The 17,642-nt window shown below is 42.0% G+C and carries 18 protein-coding genes; 15 read left to right on the top strand and 3 right to left on the bottom strand.

Annotation, left to right across the window (positions count from 1 at the left end):
* Window positions 1-159: 159 nt before the first annotated feature.
* The 15 genes from AC4HAO_RS07670 (at window position 160) to AC4HAO_RS07600 (ending at window position 15,110) form a co-directional block, all read left to right on the top strand.
* Window positions 160-312 (top strand): hypothetical protein, encoded by a 153-nt coding sequence (locus AC4HAO_RS07670; RefSeq protein ID WP_491135023.1) that lies wholly within the window; start codon window positions 160-162, stop codon window positions 310-312.
* A 1,140-nt stretch (window positions 313-1,452) separates the two neighbouring features.
* Complete coding sequence (locus AC4HAO_RS07665) at window positions 1,453-2,742, top strand: peptidase U32 family protein (RefSeq protein WP_491093212.1); 1,290 nt, start codon at window positions 1,453-1,455, stop codon at window positions 2,740-2,742.
* Between the two features lie 46 nt (window positions 2,743-2,788).
* The gene (locus AC4HAO_RS07660) at window positions 2,789-3,001 is read left to right on the top strand and encodes a YdbC family protein (RefSeq protein WP_447453139.1); all 213 of its coding nucleotides are present in this window, start codon (window positions 2,789-2,791) and stop codon (window positions 2,999-3,001) included.
* Between the two features lie 292 nt (window positions 3,002-3,293).
* On the top strand, window positions 3,294-4,124 hold the full coding sequence (locus tag AC4HAO_RS07655; RefSeq protein ID WP_491135022.1) for a hypothetical protein: 831 nt from the start codon (window positions 3,294-3,296) through the stop codon (window positions 4,122-4,124).
* Window positions 4,125-4,433: 309 nt separating this feature from the next.
* Complete coding sequence (xseA, locus tag AC4HAO_RS07650; RefSeq protein ID WP_491093214.1) at window positions 4,434-5,777, top strand: exodeoxyribonuclease VII large subunit; 1,344 nt, start codon at window positions 4,434-4,436, stop codon at window positions 5,775-5,777.
* Complete coding sequence (locus AC4HAO_RS07645) at window positions 5,752-5,976, top strand: exodeoxyribonuclease VII small subunit (RefSeq protein ID WP_447453142.1); 225 nt, start codon at window positions 5,752-5,754, stop codon at window positions 5,974-5,976. Before xseA ends, AC4HAO_RS07645 begins: the two co-directional genes overlap by 26 nt.
* On the top strand, window positions 5,969-6,835 hold the full coding sequence (locus tag AC4HAO_RS07640) for a polyprenyl synthetase family protein (RefSeq protein WP_491135021.1): 867 nt from the start codon (window positions 5,969-5,971) through the stop codon (window positions 6,833-6,835). Before AC4HAO_RS07645 ends, AC4HAO_RS07640 begins: the two co-directional genes overlap by 8 nt.
* Window positions 6,828-7,655 (top strand): TlyA family RNA methyltransferase, encoded by an 828-nt coding sequence (locus AC4HAO_RS07635; protein WP_491135020.1) that lies wholly within the window; start codon window positions 6,828-6,830, stop codon window positions 7,653-7,655. Before AC4HAO_RS07640 ends, AC4HAO_RS07635 begins: the two co-directional genes overlap by 8 nt.
* Window positions 7,642-8,112, top strand: coding sequence for an arginine repressor (locus AC4HAO_RS07630; RefSeq protein ID WP_447453145.1), 471 nt, complete (start codon window positions 7,642-7,644; stop codon window positions 8,110-8,112). The genes AC4HAO_RS07635 and AC4HAO_RS07630 overlap by 14 nt, the downstream gene beginning before the upstream one ends.
* 12 nt (window positions 8,113-8,124) lie before the next feature.
* Window positions 8,125-9,786, top strand: a complete 1,662-nt coding sequence (gene recN, locus AC4HAO_RS07625) for a DNA repair protein RecN (protein WP_491135019.1) — start codon at window positions 8,125-8,127, stop codon at window positions 9,784-9,786.
* 219 nt (window positions 9,787-10,005) lie between these two features.
* On the top strand, window positions 10,006-10,530 hold the full coding sequence (locus AC4HAO_RS07620) for a DUF6287 domain-containing protein (protein ID WP_491135018.1): 525 nt from the start codon (window positions 10,006-10,008) through the stop codon (window positions 10,528-10,530).
* 409 nt (window positions 10,531-10,939) lie between these two features.
* Window positions 10,940-11,962 carry an N-acetyl-gamma-glutamyl-phosphate reductase gene (gene argC, locus AC4HAO_RS07615; RefSeq protein ID WP_447453148.1) on the top strand — a complete coding sequence of 341 codons (1,023 nt, stop codon included), beginning with the start codon at window positions 10,940-10,942 and terminating at the stop codon, window positions 11,960-11,962.
* Window positions 11,963-12,009: 47 nt separating this feature from the next.
* Window positions 12,010-13,203 (top strand): bifunctional glutamate N-acetyltransferase/amino-acid acetyltransferase ArgJ, encoded by a 1,194-nt coding sequence (gene argJ, locus AC4HAO_RS07610; RefSeq protein ID WP_491135017.1) that lies wholly within the window; start codon window positions 12,010-12,012, stop codon window positions 13,201-13,203.
* 25 nt (window positions 13,204-13,228) lie between these two features.
* The gene (gene argB, locus AC4HAO_RS07605; RefSeq protein WP_491093221.1) at window positions 13,229-13,966 is read left to right on the top strand and encodes an acetylglutamate kinase; all 738 of its coding nucleotides are present in this window, start codon (window positions 13,229-13,231) and stop codon (window positions 13,964-13,966) included.
* 1 nt (window position 13,967) lies between these two features.
* Window positions 13,968-15,110: an acetylornithine transaminase gene (locus tag AC4HAO_RS07600; RefSeq protein WP_491135016.1), complete on the top strand. Its 1,143-nt coding sequence runs from the start codon at window positions 13,968-13,970 to the stop codon at window positions 15,108-15,110.
* A gap of 117 nt (window positions 15,111-15,227) precedes the next feature.
* Here AC4HAO_RS07600 and AC4HAO_RS07595 read toward each other — a convergent pair whose 3' ends face one another.
* From AC4HAO_RS07595 to nrdF, 3 genes are all read right to left on the bottom strand, one after another.
* Complete coding sequence (locus AC4HAO_RS07595; protein WP_491093223.1) at window positions 15,228-15,392, bottom strand: bacteriocin class II family protein; 165 nt, start codon at window positions 15,390-15,392, stop codon at window positions 15,228-15,230.
* Window positions 15,393-15,680: 288 nt separating this feature from the next.
* Complete coding sequence (locus AC4HAO_RS07590; RefSeq protein WP_491093224.1) at window positions 15,681-15,854, bottom strand: bacteriocin class II family protein; 174 nt, start codon at window positions 15,852-15,854, stop codon at window positions 15,681-15,683.
* Window positions 15,855-16,310: 456 nt separating this feature from the next.
* Window positions 16,311-17,270, bottom strand: a complete 960-nt coding sequence (gene nrdF / locus AC4HAO_RS07585; RefSeq protein WP_491093225.1) for a class 1b ribonucleoside-diphosphate reductase subunit beta — start codon at window positions 17,268-17,270, stop codon at window positions 16,311-16,313.
* Between the last annotated feature and the right edge of the window lie 372 nt (window positions 17,271-17,642).

The raw sequence follows: 17,642 nt of genomic DNA, 5'->3' as shown, positions 1-17,642 counted from the left end.
AAATAATTGCTTTTTTTGTTAATATCTTAGCTTCTATCTTCGTAATAGTCTATTTTCTTTTTTTCAGTAAGTAGTAGAATTTTAGATAAGATAGCTCATCTCTTGGTTACAGAAATTTTGAAAAAGAAGATATGCTAGCAAATTTAGAAGGTGAATTTAATGGACTTGGAGCTGCAACTTCATATCTTGGTGAACTGGGGTTTTGCACTTGGAGCAATGACTGCTGCTATTCCTGTCGGAGCAGCTCTTTATGGGGAGTGGCTCTTTGTATGGCTGGTGCCGCTGCATATTATGCATTCGAAGAATAACTAGGGGAACTGATATGTTATTTAATACTAAGTTTAGAAGATGGTATACGCTATTCCTATTTCTAGTAGTAGCTATAATATGGACGATGACCTTTTGGTCCTATAGTAAACTGTTTGCAGTTTTATCTTTTATCGTAATTATGGCTGTCAATCTTCTTACTTTTTTGCAGTAAAGGGTTCAGATAACTAACGTCAATAATTTTGTACTTTATAAAATAGTTATGAAGTCCATCCTTTTGACTCTTTGTCAACTGTAATAGGTGTCGAATAAGTTAGATACGAGAGAGGATCATAGCTCTCTCGTGTTGTCTTTCTTAAGTTTTTAGGCGACAAGTTAAAATGAACAGCTGCCAGGTTGTTTTACTATTCAAAGCAAGAAGAATTTTGTCTTATTTTAGAGTTATTAAAATAGCGAAGGAATAGGAATGAAGACTTTCGGAGCTATTGCAGGTGGTGTTACTGAGGGAGTAAGTGGTGCAGTTTTAGGATACAAAGCAGGAGATTGTTTGACTAATTAGTTATGAAATATGTGATTATTTTTATCCTTTGGATAACTTTGGTTATTTTAGATACGATTTTTATAAGGTTTTCTAAAAACCAGAAACTCAAAGCCTTATCTTCTACATCGGTCTTGTTGATAACAGTTTTGTTGGCTCTTTATGAACTGTTTTGGTCTTAGGCTAATGTTATAGTTGAGAGGTTGCATGAATAAATCAATGTAATTTAGCACTTATCGACGATCATTGCCGTACATGGTGCAGTTGCCGGCGGAATTGGTGGAGGAGTGAATTATTTACTGAATTGTTGAGGGTAATATGGAATATTGCATTACGGGAGCTATTATAGCACCACTAGTTGTCATGATAATTATACAATTGATGAATTGGAAAAAACCAAAATAACTTGTTGTGAAGATTGGCTTTGATGACCTCAAGATAGCTAATTATCTACACAAGAAAGCTAATGATATGGTACTTGGAATCTAGTGGGAAGCTGGGTTCCTTTTTTGCTTATTGTTCTTAGTCTTGCTGATGTTCTGACCTTCCTTGCTTTCTTGATTTTTAAGGGAATTTGCTTTAAAATAAAAGAGCTGAAAAATGAATAATGACAAGCGATGGTTAACAGCTTGTCTAGGAGATAGATCATGTCAACAAGTATCAAAAAACGTCCAGAGGTCTTGTCACCTGCAGGGACTTTGGAAAAATTAAAAGTAGCCGTTCTCTACGGGGCCGATGCGGTCTTTGTCGGCGGCCAGCAGTATGGACTGCGCAGTCGTGCTGGGAATTTTAGCATGGAGGATATGCAAGAAGGCATCAATTTTGCTCATGAACATGGAGCCAAGGTCTATGTGGCCGCTAACATGGTAACCCATGAAGGCAATGAACAAGGAGCCGGCGACTGGTTCCGCCAGCTGCGTGATATGGGTCTCGATGCCGTTATCGTATCGGATCCAGCCCTGATTGAAATCTGTGCGATAGAAGCACCGGGATTGGATATTCACCTGTCGACCCAAGCGTCGGCGACCAATGTCGAAACTTTTAAATTCTGGAGCAATTATGGCCTGACTCGTGTCGTCTTGGCGCGTGAGGTCAATATGGAAGAACTGGCTGAGATTCGCCGCCGTACAGATGTTGAAATCGAGGCCTTTGTTCACGGTGCTATGTGCATTTCTTATTCAGGTCGCTGTACTTTATCTAACCACATGAGCCACCGCGATGCCAATCGCGGCGGTTGTTCACAGTCCTGCCGCTGGAAATACGATCTTTACGATATGCCATTTGGTCAGGAGCGTCGCAGCCTCAAGGGGGAAATTCCTGAAGAGTACTCCATGTCAGCGGTTGATATGTGCATGATTGAACATATTCCTGACATGATTGAAAATGGCGTTGATAGCTTAAAGATTGAAGGCCGGATGAAATCGATCCATTACGTTTCAACTGTAACAAACTGCTATAAGGCCGCGGTAGATGCCTATATGGAGAGTCCAGAAAAATTCGAAGCTATCAAGGATGATTTGATTGATGAACTCTGGAAGGTTGCCCAACGTGAATTGGCAACGGGCTTCTACTACAGTACTCCTACAGAACATGAGCAGCTCTTCGGCGCCCGCCGCAAAATTCCGCAGTATAAATTTATCGCTGAGGTCGTTTCCTTTAATGAAAAAACGATGACAGCTACCATTCGTCAGCGTAATGTTATCAAGGAAGGGGATCATGTTGAATTTTACGGTCCAGGTTTCCGCCATTTTGAAACCAATATCGAAGATCTCCACGATGCTGAGGGAAATAAAATTGATCGGGCACCAAATCCTATGGAACTTTTGACGATCACGGTTCCTCAAGCAGTTCAGCCGGGTGACATGGTTCGTGCCTGCAAGGAAGGTCTCGTCAATCTCTATAAGGAAGACGGCAGCAGCCAAACAGTTAGGGCCTGATTTTTGGAAAACTTTTACGAATAAACAGTCAGGAGGAAGAGCAAATATGGCAGAATTTACATTTGAAATTGAAGAAAAACTCTTGGTCCTCTCTGAAAATGACAAGGGTTGGACCAAAGAGCTTAATCGCGTTAGCTTTAATGGTGCTCCGGCCAAGTATGATATTCGTGCGTGGAGCCCTGATCATACTAAAATGGGTAAGGGTATCACTCTGACCAACGAAGAATTTCAAGTTCTTGTTGACGCTTTTAAAAATTAAATAGGATTAGGGTTGCTGCTTTGCTTATAGAGCGAAGGGCTGACCCTAGTTTTTTTATTAGGGAAGCTTAAAGGCGGTAACTTCTATCATATTTGGCTTTTAGTCAAATGTCTTTAGGTATTATCCTAGGCTAAAAATTTTTTCGCCACTAGGCTGACCTTTGCAGTATTAGCTTGACAAAGCTTTCTGAAAGAGGTTACAATATGAGAAAATAAGAGTGGGGATTATTTTATCAATTTCCGCATGGAATATTTTTGAGTAAGGATTAGCAGCCTTGTCATTAAGGAGTCAGATGAGAGAGTTTGAAGATGATTATAGACGGGCCATCGGGAAAAGCGGAGTTCGAGGCTTGGGCGACCCACAGGTCAAAAAAGAATTGGAAGATAGGGTCTATCGTCTGCACGAGGCCTTGAGGGTATCCGAAGATGAAAACTCCCGTCATGAAATCCAGTTTCTTTTGGACCGCGCCAAGGGAGAGTACCAAAAGTATATTCTAGCAGAGAGGAAGATGGTGGCTATGATTCGACGTGATATGCGAGTGCAAGCAGAAGAAGAGCGTAAGAAAAAACGACAACTATTTATATTGATAGCTAGTATAGCTGGATTAGCGCTGGTTGTTCTCTTTGTTATCTTGCACATCAATGCAGCTAATCGAGCAGCTAAAAACGAGGCAGCAGCCAAGGCCGCTTTTCAACAGAAATCAGATGTAGCCAAGAGTTCCAAGGAGGAAGCGGACAATAAGCTAGGAGACACAGAGCTTTTTCCTAAAAATCTCATTGGTACTTGGTCAGGCCAACAAGGAGGGGCCGAAATAACTCTGACTTTCAGCGAAGATGGCACTGTGACTGTCACGACTGAGCTCAGTGATGGAAGCTACACTGAAAATTCGGGAGTTGTTACATCAACGCTACCAGTTGATGATACGACCTTTAGAATCGTTGAGTATTCTGGAGTGGTTTCCCCCGAACAGTCCAACGGTACCGCAGTTTCTGAACTGGGCTATAAACTGGGTTCTGGTGGCAAGGAACTCTATCCGATTCTCTGGCAGTCCCAGGCAGGTCAGGCTATTGACTACAGCAAGTACACTTATGACGATAGCAATGTCCTTAAAAAGGAAGACTAAACCATATTAGCAAAAAGCCGGTGGTGTTTCCGCTGGCTTTTTGCGATTAATATTAGTGCTAATGTACTTTGAAGATAAATCCGATGAGGTGATGAGTCTTAGACAGCTCAAAAGATCTCACAGACCTTTTGAGTTAGGAAGGGTAAGACCAACGGAGCTGATATCATAAAAATAAGGATCTATCATAAGATTCTCAAACGCTATGAAAGTGTCCAGTAAAAGCTGTATCTATTTCATAGCTCCCTTCTTTAAAATTTGGTATAATATAAACTAACACTTATTACAAATTAAAAGAATGGAGGTAGGCTGGTGGCGGATTATCTGTCGGTCAGTTCCCTGACTAAATATTTAAAACTTAAGTTTGACCGCGACCCCTATTTAGAGAGAGTCTACCTGACTGGTCAAGTATCCAATTTCCGCAAGCGTCCCAATCACCAATATTTCTCTCTTAAGGATGAGCATGCTGTTATTCAGGCTACTGTGTGGGCTGGTGTCTTTCGTAAGCTGGGTTTTGATTTAGAAGAGGGAATGAAAATCAATGTTGTCGGCCGCGTTCAGCTCTATGCTCCTAATGGAACTTACTCTATTGTTATCGAAAGAGCCGAGCCTGATGGCATTGGTGCTTTGGCTGTCCAGTTTGAACAGCTAAAAAAGAAGCTGACCCAGACGGGCTACTTTGCAGCTGAGCATAAGCAAGCCCTCCCACAGTTTGTTAAGAAAATTGGTGTCATCACGAGTCCCAGCGGTGCTGTGATTCGTGACATTATTACGACTATCCGCCGGCGTTTCCCAGGTGTTGCCGTTTTACTTTTTCCTACAAAAGTTCAAGGAGAAGGCAGCGCGCAGGAAGTAGCCGATAATATCGCTAAGGCTAATCAGAGAGAAGACCTAGACTTACTAATTGTTGGACGTGGTGGCGGTTCTATTGAGGACCTCTGGGCTTTCAATGAGGAGATTGTTGTTCAGGCTATTTTTGAATCCCGACTGCCAGTCATCTCAAGTGTCGGACATGAGACAGACACTACCCTCGCCGACTATGTGGCTGATCACAGAGCGGCAACACCGACAGCAGCAGCTGAATTGGCTACCCCTGTCACAAAGGCTGATGTTCTTTCTTGGCTTCAGGAAGCGAGTCATCGTGCCTATCAAGCAGTACAGCGTCACATTAAACAGCAGGAAGACAGGTTTTTGCAGGTCAGCCGCTCGGTTATTTTTCGCCAGCCTGAGCGACTTTATGATGCTCACAGTCAAAAACTGGATCGTTTGCGAGAGCAGTTGTTCAACTTAACACGCAGCTATTTGAGGCAGAATCAGCAGGAGCAACTCCTGTTGGCTCATCGCTTAAACAGCTTGGATTTGCGAGGTCAGTTGGAGCGATTTCAGGATCGCCTCAATCAGCAAGAGCGCTTGCTGAAATCTAATATGGCCAATCAATATGACAGTAAGCTGGCTCGTTTTGAAAAGGCTCAGGATGCACTCTTATCGTTAGATACTAGCCGAATCGTCGCAAGGGGCTATGCTATTGTGCAAAAAGATGGCAGACCGATTACTAGTGTTAAAGAGGCAGCGATAGGAATGGCTCTGAACTTAGAGATGAAAGATGGGGAACTAGAAGTAGAGGTAAAAAATGCCAAGCAAAAAGAAGACATTTGAAGAAAATTTACAGGAATTAGAAGCGATTGTTACCAAGCTGGAAAATGGTGATGTTCCTCTGGAAAAGGCTATTGCAGAATTTCAAAAAGGGATGACGCTCTCAAAAGATTTACAAAAAACCTTGTCTGAGGCAGAGGAAACGCTTGTTAAGGTCATGCAGACTGATGGTTCCGAAGTAGAAATGGATAGTGATGACTAAGCTCCAAAAGATTGATCAGGCTATTCGTAGCTATTATGAGCGTGAGCCGGTTGCTGATAAACTAATAGAAGCTATTTTTTACTCCATTGATGCTGGCGGCAAGCGGATTCGTCCCTCGATGCTGCTGGACATTGTTGAAGGTTTCGGTATTGAGCTGAAAACTTGCCACTATCAGGTTGCTGCAGCTTTGGAAATGATTCATACTGGTAGTCTGATTCACGATGATCTACCTGCTATGGATAATGATGATTATCGACGCGGACGTCTCACCAACCATAGGCAGTTTGACGAAGCCACAGCTATCTTAGCTGGCGACAGCCTCTTTTTAGATTCTTATGGCTTATTGGCGCAGGCTGATTTACCAGAGGATATGGCTATCGCCTTGATTAAAAATCTATCTCAAGCTTCTGGCACCTTTGGTATGGTGGGCGGTCAGATGCTGGATATTGAGGGTGAAGGTCAGCAGCTTGAATTTGAAGAACTGTCGGCTATTCATCGTAACAAAACAGGGAAGCTTCTTGCTTATCCTTTTAAAGCCGCTGCCATTCTTGCTAACCAAGACGACGCGACTCAGGAGCAGTGTGAACAGGCTGGGATTCTAGTTGGTATGGCCTTTCAAATCAGGGATGATATTTTAGATGTGACAGCAAGTTTTGAAGACTTAGGCAAAACGCCTCAGAAGGACTTGATGGCTGAAAAATCAACCTACCCAAGCCTGCTCGGCCTAGATAGATCTTACCATCTCTTGGAGGAATCCCTCAACCAAGCTATTGCTATTTTGCAAGAACTAAAAGTTAGTAAGGGATTTGTTCCGGATAAAATTATAAGGATGATAGAAAGGTTGCGGTTGCATGCCTAAGGAACGAGTAGATGTACTAGCCTATAAGCAGGGTCTCTTTGCTACCCGAGAGCAGGCTAAACGCGGCGTTATGGCAGGTCTGGTCGTCGCTGTGTCAGATGGTCAGCGCTTTGATAAACCCGGAGAAAAGATTTCTGATGATATTGAACTTAGGCTGAAAGGCGAAGTCCTTAAATATGTTAGCCGCGGTGGTCTTAAGCTGGAAAAGGCTTTAGAGATTTTTGATATCGCAGTTGAGGGACTAATTACCCTAGATATAGGTGCGTCAACTGGCGGTTTTACTGATGTTATGCTGCAAAATGGAGCTAAACTGGTCTATGCAGTAGATGTTGGTACTAACCAGCTCGTTTGGAAACTTAGACAGGACCAGCGTGTTATTAGTATGGAGCAGTATAATTTCCGCTACGCTAAATCCGACGATTTTAGTCGCGGCTTGCCTAGTTTTGCTAGTATTGATGTTAGCTTTATTTCGCTCAGTCTTATTTTACCGCCCTTAGCTGCCTTGCTCTCACAAGGCTGCCGCCTTGTTGCCCTAGTCAAACCGCAGTTTGAAGCAGGGCGCCGACAGGTTGGTAAAAATGGCATTATCAAGGACCCAGCTGTCCATCAAAACGTTTTAGAAACTGTGGCTGCCTTTGCTGTCGATTTCGGATTTACAGTTAGGGGGCTGGATTTTTCTCCCATTCAAGGTGGTCATGGCAATATTGAATTTTTAATGGATCTGGAGCGCTCACAAAACCCTGAAAATCTAGCAGCTGATGCCATCTTACCAACAGTAGAAAAAGCACACGAGGAATTTAAAAAGAATGAAAAAGCATGAACGTTTAGAACTTCTGCGACAAATTGTTTTAGAAAATGAAATTGAAACCCAACATGACCTTGTTGCCATGTTGGAAGCTCATGGTCTCAAATCTACTCAAGCAACGATTTCCCGCGATATCAACAATCTTGGCATTGTTAAAGTACCTAGTAAATCAGGTAAATATGTTTACGGCTTGTCTAAAGAATCGGCCAGAAAATTAATGACCCCCTTGCAGCAGGCTTGCGAATCCATTATTAGTCTGTCCGATAATATCGCAGGCTTAGAGCAGATGATCAGTATTTCTGCTGTACCGGGCAATACGCGTTATCTTAAGCGGCTTTTGCTGCAGGAGTATGGTGAAGAGATTTTTAGTATTATTGCTGATGATGATAGTATCTTAATCGTGTTGAAATCAGCTGGATTTGCTGCTGCTCTGCGCCAGAATTTAACAGCTTGGATAAAACAACACCATTGATTGAGGAGACTTATGCTATTAGAAATTTCCATAAAAAATTTTGCTATTATTGAGGAAATTTCCCTCAATTTTGACAATGGTATGACGGTTTTAACAGGTGAAACAGGCGCCGGAAAATCTATTATTATCGATGCAATGAATATGATGCTGGGAGCTAGAGCTAATACCGAAGTTATTCGTCACGGTGCAGCCAAGGCTGAGATCGAAGGTTTTTTTACCCTTCAGGATAACCCAGCACTCAATCAGGTTTTGAACGATAATGGTATTGAATTGGGGGATGAGCTGATTATCAGGCGGGAAATTCTTCAAAATGGCCGCAGTATCAGCCGCATCAATGGCCAAATGGTTAACCTATCAACCTTACGGTCTATCGGGCAATATTTGGTTGATATCCACGGTCAGCACGATCAAGAAGAACTGATGAAGGCTGCTCAGCATATTAGGCTTCTGGATGAATTCGGAGATGAAGATTTCTTTGTTATAAAAAAATCTTATCAGTCTAGTTTTGATGCCTACAGGAAGCTGCGTAAACGAGTTCTAGAAAAGCAGAAAAACGAAGAGGAGCACAAGGCTCGTATCGAGATGCTAGAGTTTCAGATAGCGGAGATCGAAGCAGCTGATCTTAAATCTGGTGAAGATAATAAACTCAATCAGGAGCGTGACAAGCTGCTTAATCACAAACATATTGCTGATACTCTAACCAATGCCTTTGCCATGCTCGATAATGAAGATTTCTCAAGCCTAGCTAATGTGCGTTCAGCTATGAATGATCTGCTGGCGCTGGAAGAATATGATCCAGATTACAAAGACCTGTCAGCTAATCTTTCAGAATCCTATTATGTTCTAGAAGATGTAACCAAGCGCCTAGCGGATATTATAGATGGCCTTGATTTTGATGGAAATCGTCTCAATGCAGTCGATGATCGACTTAATATCATCCACACTATAACGCGTAAATACGGTGGTAGTGTTGACGATGTTTTAGATTATTTTGATACTATTACTAAGGAATATAACCATCTAACGGGTAATGACCTGCAATCTGATGATCTGGAGACAGACTTAAAAACTTTAGAAAAAGAACTGATCGCCTCAAGTCAACTTCTTAGTGAGAAGCGTCATGCTTTAGCAGCTGTGCTAGAAACTGATATTAAACGAGAATTGATGGATCTCTACATGGACAAGGCCGATTTCCAAGTCCAATTTAGTAAGGGAAAATTTAGTCGTGAAGGCAATGAGCAGGTTGAATTTTATATTTCAACTAATCCAGGGGAAGGGTTTAAACCACTGATCAAGGTTGCTTCAGGCGGGGAACTGTCCCGTTTGATGCTGGCAATCAAATCCGCCTTTGCTCGTAAAGAAGATAAGACCAGTATCGTTTTTGATGAGGTTGACACTGGGGTCTCAGGACGCGTAGCGCAAGCCATTGCTCAGAAAATTTATAAGATTGGAAGCCATGGCCAAGTTTTAGCTATTTCTCACCTGCCGCAGGTTATTGCAGCAGCAGATTACCAATTCTTTATTGAAAAAGAAAGCAAAGAAGAATCGACTGTTTCGACTGTTCGTTTGTTAACAACTAAGGAGCGTGTTGAGGAGATTGCCAAGATGTTAGCCGGCGATCAGCTAACCAAAGCAGCCTTAACACAAGCCCAAGAGCTGTTGCAAAATCGATAAGACAATAGAATTAGAGTTTGGTGTTTTATTACCATCTCTAATTTTTTTGTATTGGTAAAAAATATTTTAATACTACTTGTCAAATTAAGAAGGAGATAGTATAATAAATTTTGCATTTATGGGAGAAAAATTTTATACCAAAATAGTATTTAAATACTATTGTTTTGTAGCCTAGTTTCCGAGCTACAAAGCTAGGTATCCATTGGGGGTGGCGGAGAAATGATAGATAAATTGAATAGTATAAGAAGAGGGAACAAGAATTCATCAACAAATTTACGTTTTGATATTCAGCTGGCCTTGCTGATTATAGGAGGGATTTTGATTGCCTTCGCCTTGGGAGCCATAGAGCAACAGGTTAGTTCTGACACGTCAACATCTGAACAGCCCGTAGCCCAGACAACTGGGGAAATTTTACCCTTAGACATTGATGGTGTCTTGAACGGTGATTATTCTTCCGTTGTTGGAACATGGAAGAGTGGAACTGGCACCAGTATTACCTTTGATACTGCGGGGGAAGTAACCTATAAGACTAAAAAAGGGAAGGTTAGTAAGGGGATTCTCTATAATGCTCGACTTCTAGATGGGCGCTTAGAAGCTCAATTTGAGACCAAAAACGGTGAGGTCGTCAGTATCTTCTTAGTGCCAGCAGGGATACCGACCAAATACACTGGGGCCACCTATCAGTCTGATGCTGTACTGGTTAATAGCGAGACAGCAGATGACGATCATCCATTTTATCGCTGATATAGTAGTAACAGTTTGTGCTGGGTCTATGGCTCAGCACTTTTTGTATATCGTTTTATTGGATTCTGGGCGGTGGGCTTCAGCTATTTGCTCTAAATGAAAAAGCTTCAGTAGATCATCAGCTTAAAAGAATTTTTCTTTAGTGACCTCATCACCTCATTTCAGCAATTTATGGCTCATCTGGAGCAGATCGGGGCTATTTGCGACAAAGCAAGAGTCTCAGACAGATTGTGTGCCTGTTTCAGGCTCTTTTTTTGCCTTCAACTCTTCACTCAATCTGTTCTGCTTTCTGTTATCAGCTGGATAATTTAGTTTTAATGCATAATTTTCATTTTTTACGAAAAAATATTGACAAATATTCATGTATCCTGTAAAATTATCACATATTTATTCATAGGAGGTGAATAAAATGAAGGTGGCTATCGTTGGTGTCTCAGGTTACAGTGGGTTGGAATTAGTGCGTTTGCTGGCTCAGCACAGTCAGGTTCAAGTGGTTTCTATTCATGCTACTAAGGAGGTTGGAGCCTTACTGTCAGATCTTTATCCTCACCTTAAAGGTATTTGTGACTTAGAAATACAACCCTTTGACGCTATGAATATTATGCAAAATACTGATCTTGTTTTTATGGCGACTCCCAGCGGCGTAGCTAAGGAGAGTTCAGCTGTCTTTGTGGAAAATGATTTTCCTGTTATTGATTTATCTGGCGATCATCGTCTATCTGCTGAAGACTACCAGAAATGGTATGGTAAGACGCCAGCGGCCTCCAAGGTTTTAGAGAAATTTACCTATTCTCTAGCTGAGTTTACGAATGCCGGTACCAATAAATTTATTTCAAACCCCGGCTGCTATGCAACGGCGACAGAGTTAGCCTTGATCCCTCTGCTCGGGTCTGATAAAGTTGATTTGGATTCAGTCATCGTGGATGCCAAGAGTGGCTTGACCGGAGCCGGAAAAAAATTGGCTGAGTCCAGTCATTTTGTTAATGTCCATGATAATTACGTGACTTATAAGCTCAATGAGCATCAGCATATTCCAGAAATTGTACAGGCGCTCAAAAAGTTTAATCCTAAGTTTGATCATATCCAGTTTTCAACATCGCTTCTTCCTATCAACCGTGGGATTATGGCGACCTGTTATGTCAGGATGTCGCAGCATGTAACAAAGGAGGAAATTCATCAGCTCTACCAAGCTACTTATGGTGATAAAGTGTTTGTCCGTCTGCAGCAGTCTCTGCCTAATTTGCACGATGTCTTAGGCTCTAATTTTACAGACATTGGCTTTGCCTATAATCCTGTAACAAAGATTTTAACCGTTGTATCAGTCCTTGATAATTTAGTCAAAGGTGCAGCCGGTCAGGCTGTTCAAAATATGAATCTAGCCTTTGGTTTTGCAGAAACGGATGGCCTTCTGTCAGGTCCAAGCTATTTATAAGAGTAAAAGTTAAAAAATTGTTATCTTAGAATTGGGGAAAGTTGACTATGAAAATTATTGACGGTAATATTGCCAGTCCTCTTGGCTTTTCAGCCGATGGTCTGCATGCAGGTTTTAAGAAAAGAAAGCTAGATTTTGGATGGATTGTTTCGGAAACACCTGCCAGCGTTGCGGGTGTTTATACAACTAATAAAGTTATTGCTGCTCCTTTACTCGTTACGAAACAATCAGTCGACAAGATGAAACAAATGCAGGCTGTTGTTGTGAATTCCGGAGTTGCCAACTCCTGTACCGGCCTTCAAGGCATGGAAGATGCCTATGAAATGCAAAGCCTAGCTGCTCAAAAATTGGGGATCGAGGCTGATTTGGTTGGTATCGCTTCAACTGGCATTATCGGTGACCCGCTCCCGATGGAGACACTAAAAAAAGGCTTATCTAAAATCGTTATCAATGGCAATGCGGCTGATTTTGCCAGAGCTATTTTGACGACAGATACCAAAACTAAGACGGCTGCCGTAACAGAAGACTTTGGTAAGGATGTGGTAACGATGGCTGGTGTTGCTAAGGGTTCAGGAATGATTCATCCTAATATGGCAACTATGCTGGCTTTTATTACCTGTGATGCTAATATTGCCAGCGATGCCTTGCAGCAAGCCCTATCACAAAAGGTAGAGACTACCTTTAATCAAATTACAGTTGATGGCGATACCTCTACTAACGATATGGTGCTTGTCCTTGCTAACGGCTGTGCCAAAAATAAAGAAATCTTGCCTGATACACCAGAGTTTGACCGCTTTGTAGCCATGCTTGAATACGTCATGGCCGACCTAGCTAAAAAGATTGCTCAGGATGGTGAAGGAGCCAGTAAGCTTATTCAGGTTGATGTTAAGGGAGCAGCCAGCGCTCTTGATGCACGGATGCTAGCTAAATCCGTCGTTGGTTCCAGCCTTGTCAAAACAGCTATCTTTGGTGAAGATCCCAATTGGGGCCGTATTTTAGCCGCTATCGGCTATGCAGGAGTTGATGTACCAGTTAATCAGGTAGATATCTACCTAGATACAATTCCAGTAATGCTGGCTTCTTCCCCTCTTTCCTTTGACAGCGAAGAGATGGACGAAGTTATGCAGCAGGATACTATCCATATTACTGTTGATATGCATGCAGGATTAGCCAGCGGCTGGGCTTGGGGATGTGACCTGTCTTATGACTATGTTAAAATTAATGCCCTCTATAGAACGTAGACAAAGCAGAAAAAAGGATAAACACATGTCAAAAACGATTGTGGTAAAAATTGGCGGCCAGGCTAGCCAAGGTTTAGATGCAGCTTTTATTAAACAGGTACAAGAGTGGATCAGAGCTGACAAATCTCTAGTTATTGTCCACGGCGGCGGTTATATGATTTCCCAGTTAATGGAGCAGGCGCAGATACCGATTGAAACAGTCGATGGCCTGAGGGTAACACCAGCTCGAGCTATGCCTTTAGTAGAAGCCGGATTAATAGATTATGTCGGAAAACACTTAGCAGACAACCTCACTCAGTCCGGACTTATGGTCAAACAGATAGTTGACCACTTGCCTCAATTAGTAGAAGCAGATTTTCTGGATAAGAGTAAGTATGGCTATGTTGGCCAAGTGACCAAGGTGCATGTTCATATTTTAGAGGGGGTTCTAGCGACGGGTGCTATTCCGCTAATTCCCTCACTTGGTTATCAACTGGATGGCAGTTCTTTGAATATCAATGCAGATTATTTAGCGACCAGTATCGCCATTGCACTACAAGCTGAAAAGCTAATTTTGCTGACCGATGTCCCAGGGATAAAAGAAGAAGGACAACTGCTTGATACTCTACTAACTAATGATATTCAAGAGAAAGTTGCTCATAACGTTATCACTGGCGGTATGATCCCCAAGGTTCAGAGTGCTGCTAAAACAGTAGCTGCAGGTGTCGCCCAAGTCATGATTGGCGATAATCTTACAAAAGGTACTATCATTAAGGAGAGTTAGAATGACAGCCCTATTTTCAAACTATAAACGAGCCGATATTGAATTTGTGCAAGCTCAAGGAAATCATTTGATTGATTCCCAAGGCAAACGTTATCTTGATTTTTCAACGGGTATTGGTGTGACCAATCTGGGATTTCATCCTCGGGTTCAGGCAGCACTAGAGAAGCAAGTTAATGCTATTTGGCATACTCCCAATCTTTACCAAAACAGCCTGCAAGAAGAAGTCGCCCAAAAGTTGATCGGAGACTATGATTACCTTGCATTTTTTTGTAATAGCGGGGCAGAGGCCAACGAGGCTGCTATTAAAATAGCGCGTAAAGCCAGTGGCAAACAGGAAATCATCACCTTTAAAAATTCCTTCCATGGCCGTACCTTTGGCTCTATGTCAGCTACTGGTCAGGATAAGATCAAAGAAGGATTCGGTGATGCAGTTCCCCATTTCCATTATGCTGAGTTCAATAATCTTGCTTCTGTTAAAAAAAAACTAGTCAGCGATCAAACTGCTGCTGTTATGCTGGAATTGGTGCAGGGGGAATCAGGCGTCTTTCCAGCTGATGAAGATTTTATCACAGATCTGGCGGCCCTCTGCCACAAAGCCGGTATCTTTTTGATTGTGGATGAGGTACAGACAGGTATGGGACGGACTGGTAAACTCTATGCCTTTGAACATTATGGTATTGTTCCCGATATTGTAACTCTAGCTAAGGGGCTGGCTAATGGCCTACCAGCAGGTGCCATGCTAGGCAAAAGTGCTCTCGCCCCTGCCTTTTCCTACGGCAGTCACGGGTCAACCTTTGGCGGTAATAAATTGGCAATGGCAGCGAGTTCAGCTGTTCTTGATATGATGACCGAAGCAGGCTTTTTCGACCAAGTCTGGGAAAATGGTAATTATCTCCAAGACCAATTGAAAAAAGCCTTAGCTGATAATCCTAAAGTCACTCAAATTCGTGGACTTGGTTACATGATCGGTATCGAAACGACGGCAGATCTAGGCCAGCTGGTTGAGGCAGCTCGAGACAGAGGGCTTATCGTCCTGACAGCGGGAACCAATGTCATCAGACTTTTGCCGCCGCTGACCCTGACCAAAGATGAGATAGATCGAGGTGTTACCATTCTGGCAGATATTTTTACCGAGCAAGGTTAGCGAAACTTACCAGAGGCCAGCAAGTTTTTAATTGCTGCTGCCTAGTATAAAAGCGTTTGGAACAAGAGGTTCCAAACACTTTTTTAATACAAATAAGATTACTAGAAAATATAGCAGTTACATAAACATATCAAGTACCCAAGGATTGATCGGAGGTGGGGTTATATAGTAATAATCTATAGCCTCATGCAAAGGGCCAAAACCATTTCCGTCCCCGCCTTCAACAGCTACCAGTGCCTGAGTATCCATTACGTCAAATTGTTCAAAAGCTTTAGTTGTCATAAGATCAACTCCATTTCTTCTTATTTGCCAGATTTTTTATCTGACAAGATTAGTTTAGAATTTTTTTAGCAGCCTGTGAACCCCTTATAGTCCAATGTTAGGAAAAAAATCCTTGTGTCAAAGAAGAAAACTTTTACACATACTAGTTCAAAATTTTTGATAGATTAAGTTAGATTATAAAAATCAAATTTTACAGCTGTCTTAGTTTTTTTGCTATAAAAAGCGCTTGGAACAAAGGATTCCAAACGCTTTTTCAATATCTTATAACTTATTGTCAAAAATTATATATTATTGACCTGGAAGGGGATGCTCCATGCTATAGTCAGTAGCTTCATTAAGTAAATAGCCACCTAGAGGGCCAAATACTATATAATTATACGTTCTCCACCATTCCCCGCCTTCTACAGCTGCCAGAGCCTGAGTGTCCATCACGTCAAATTGTTCAAATGCTTTTGAATTCATAAGATCAACTCCTTTTTTCCTTAATTTCTGTCAAACTTTTCATCCGACAAGGCTAGCATAAAATTTTTTAGCCAGCTTGTAAACCCCAAAAGACTTGATGTTAGAGGGAAACAATCGTTTCGTCAAAGAAGAAATCTTCTATCAACTTTAGCGCAAAAATTCTTTCAAATGAAACTAAATGAGAAAAATTGATAGTAGCACTTAAATTAGCTCATACTCGAGCCATCCATCCCTGAGCTGGATAGTAAAGTAGATCTGCCAGCCAAGACTAATCTAACATGAAATCATTATGGCATTTTCATATACTTGGAATCAGAAAAACTGCCTGCACCATTAGGCCAGACAGCTTTTTGGCTTATACCAAGCTACTTAAAGATTGGTAATCCCAATTTTTCCATTTTCCCCCTCAACACTACCGAAGGAAGTGGTCATAAGTTTCAAAAGTTCTCACAGAACTTACAAACCATAATTGTAATCATCATCCTGCATAGCTTCTACAGTACCAAGAAGATAGCCATTTCCGACCTGTGAGAAAAAGTCATGGTTACTAGTACCAGTTGAAATACCATTCATGACAATTGGATTAACATCGTCAGCTGTATCTGGGAAGAGTGGATCCTGCCCCAGATTCATCAGAGCCTTATTGGCATTGTAGCGCAGGAAGGTCATGACTTCTTCGGTCCAGCCGACACCATCGTAGAGAGTTTTGGTGTAGAGCTCTTCGTTTTCATAGAGTTGATAAAGGAGATCGTACATCCAGTCGCGGAAATTAGTTTGCTCTTCTTCGGATAATTCATTGAAACCCAGCTGGAATTTATAGCCAATGTAGGTTCCATGGACGGATTCATCACGGATAATCAGCTTGATGATTTCTGCTACGTTGGACAGCTTATTGTTTCCGAGGTAGTAGAGGGGGGTAAAGAAACCAGAGTAGAAGAGAAAGGTCTCTAGGAAAGTTGAAGCAACCTTCTTTTGAAGAGCATTCCCATTGAGGTAGATCTCATTAATAATTTCTGCTTTCTTTTGAAGATATTCATTGTTGTTAGTCCACTCGAAAATCTCTTCAATTTCCGACTTGGTATTCAGGGTTGAAAAGATGGATGAGTAGGATTTGGCATGAACAGATTCCATGAATTGGATGTTGTTAAGGACGGCTTCTTCGTGGGGAGTTCGGACATCCTTACGAATAGCCTCAACCCCAGTTTCAGACTGCATAGTGTCTAAAAGGGTTAGACCCCCGAAAACCTTGCCGACTAAATCCTTTTCCTCATCAGGTAGCTTGCGCCAGTCATCCAAATCATTTGACAAAGGGATACGTGTATCCAGCCAGAATTGCTCGGTTAGTTTCTCCCAAGTTGACTTGTCAATTAAATCTTCAATTTCGTTCCAGTTAATGGCTTTATAATAGGTTGTCATGAGTTTCTCCAAATTAAGATAAGAGGGGATAATATTATTCAAGAGTTTCGTAAATAAACGAGGCAAGTCGCCCTAGGGCTTGCCGTATCGGACATAGGAGCTTTAGCTCTAAGTTTGCCTTGTCTAAAGAGTTACGACACATAGTAGAAGGTGTCGATAATACACCTTCTACGAAGTTAGTAAGTGAACTAGCCAAACCGCCGATAGCGGTTGGCGTGTCAAACATAGGAGCTTTAGCTCCAAGTTTGCCATGTCNGATAATACACCTTCTACGAAGTTAGTAAGTGAACTAGCCAAACCGCCGATAGCGGTTGGCGTGTCAAACATAGGAGCTTTAGCTCCAAGTTTGCCATGTCTAAAGAGTTACGACAC

The organism is Streptococcus sp. ELY_137 (genome assembly GCF_058314515.1).
This window is presented reverse-complemented; position numbering and strand designations above follow the sequence as displayed.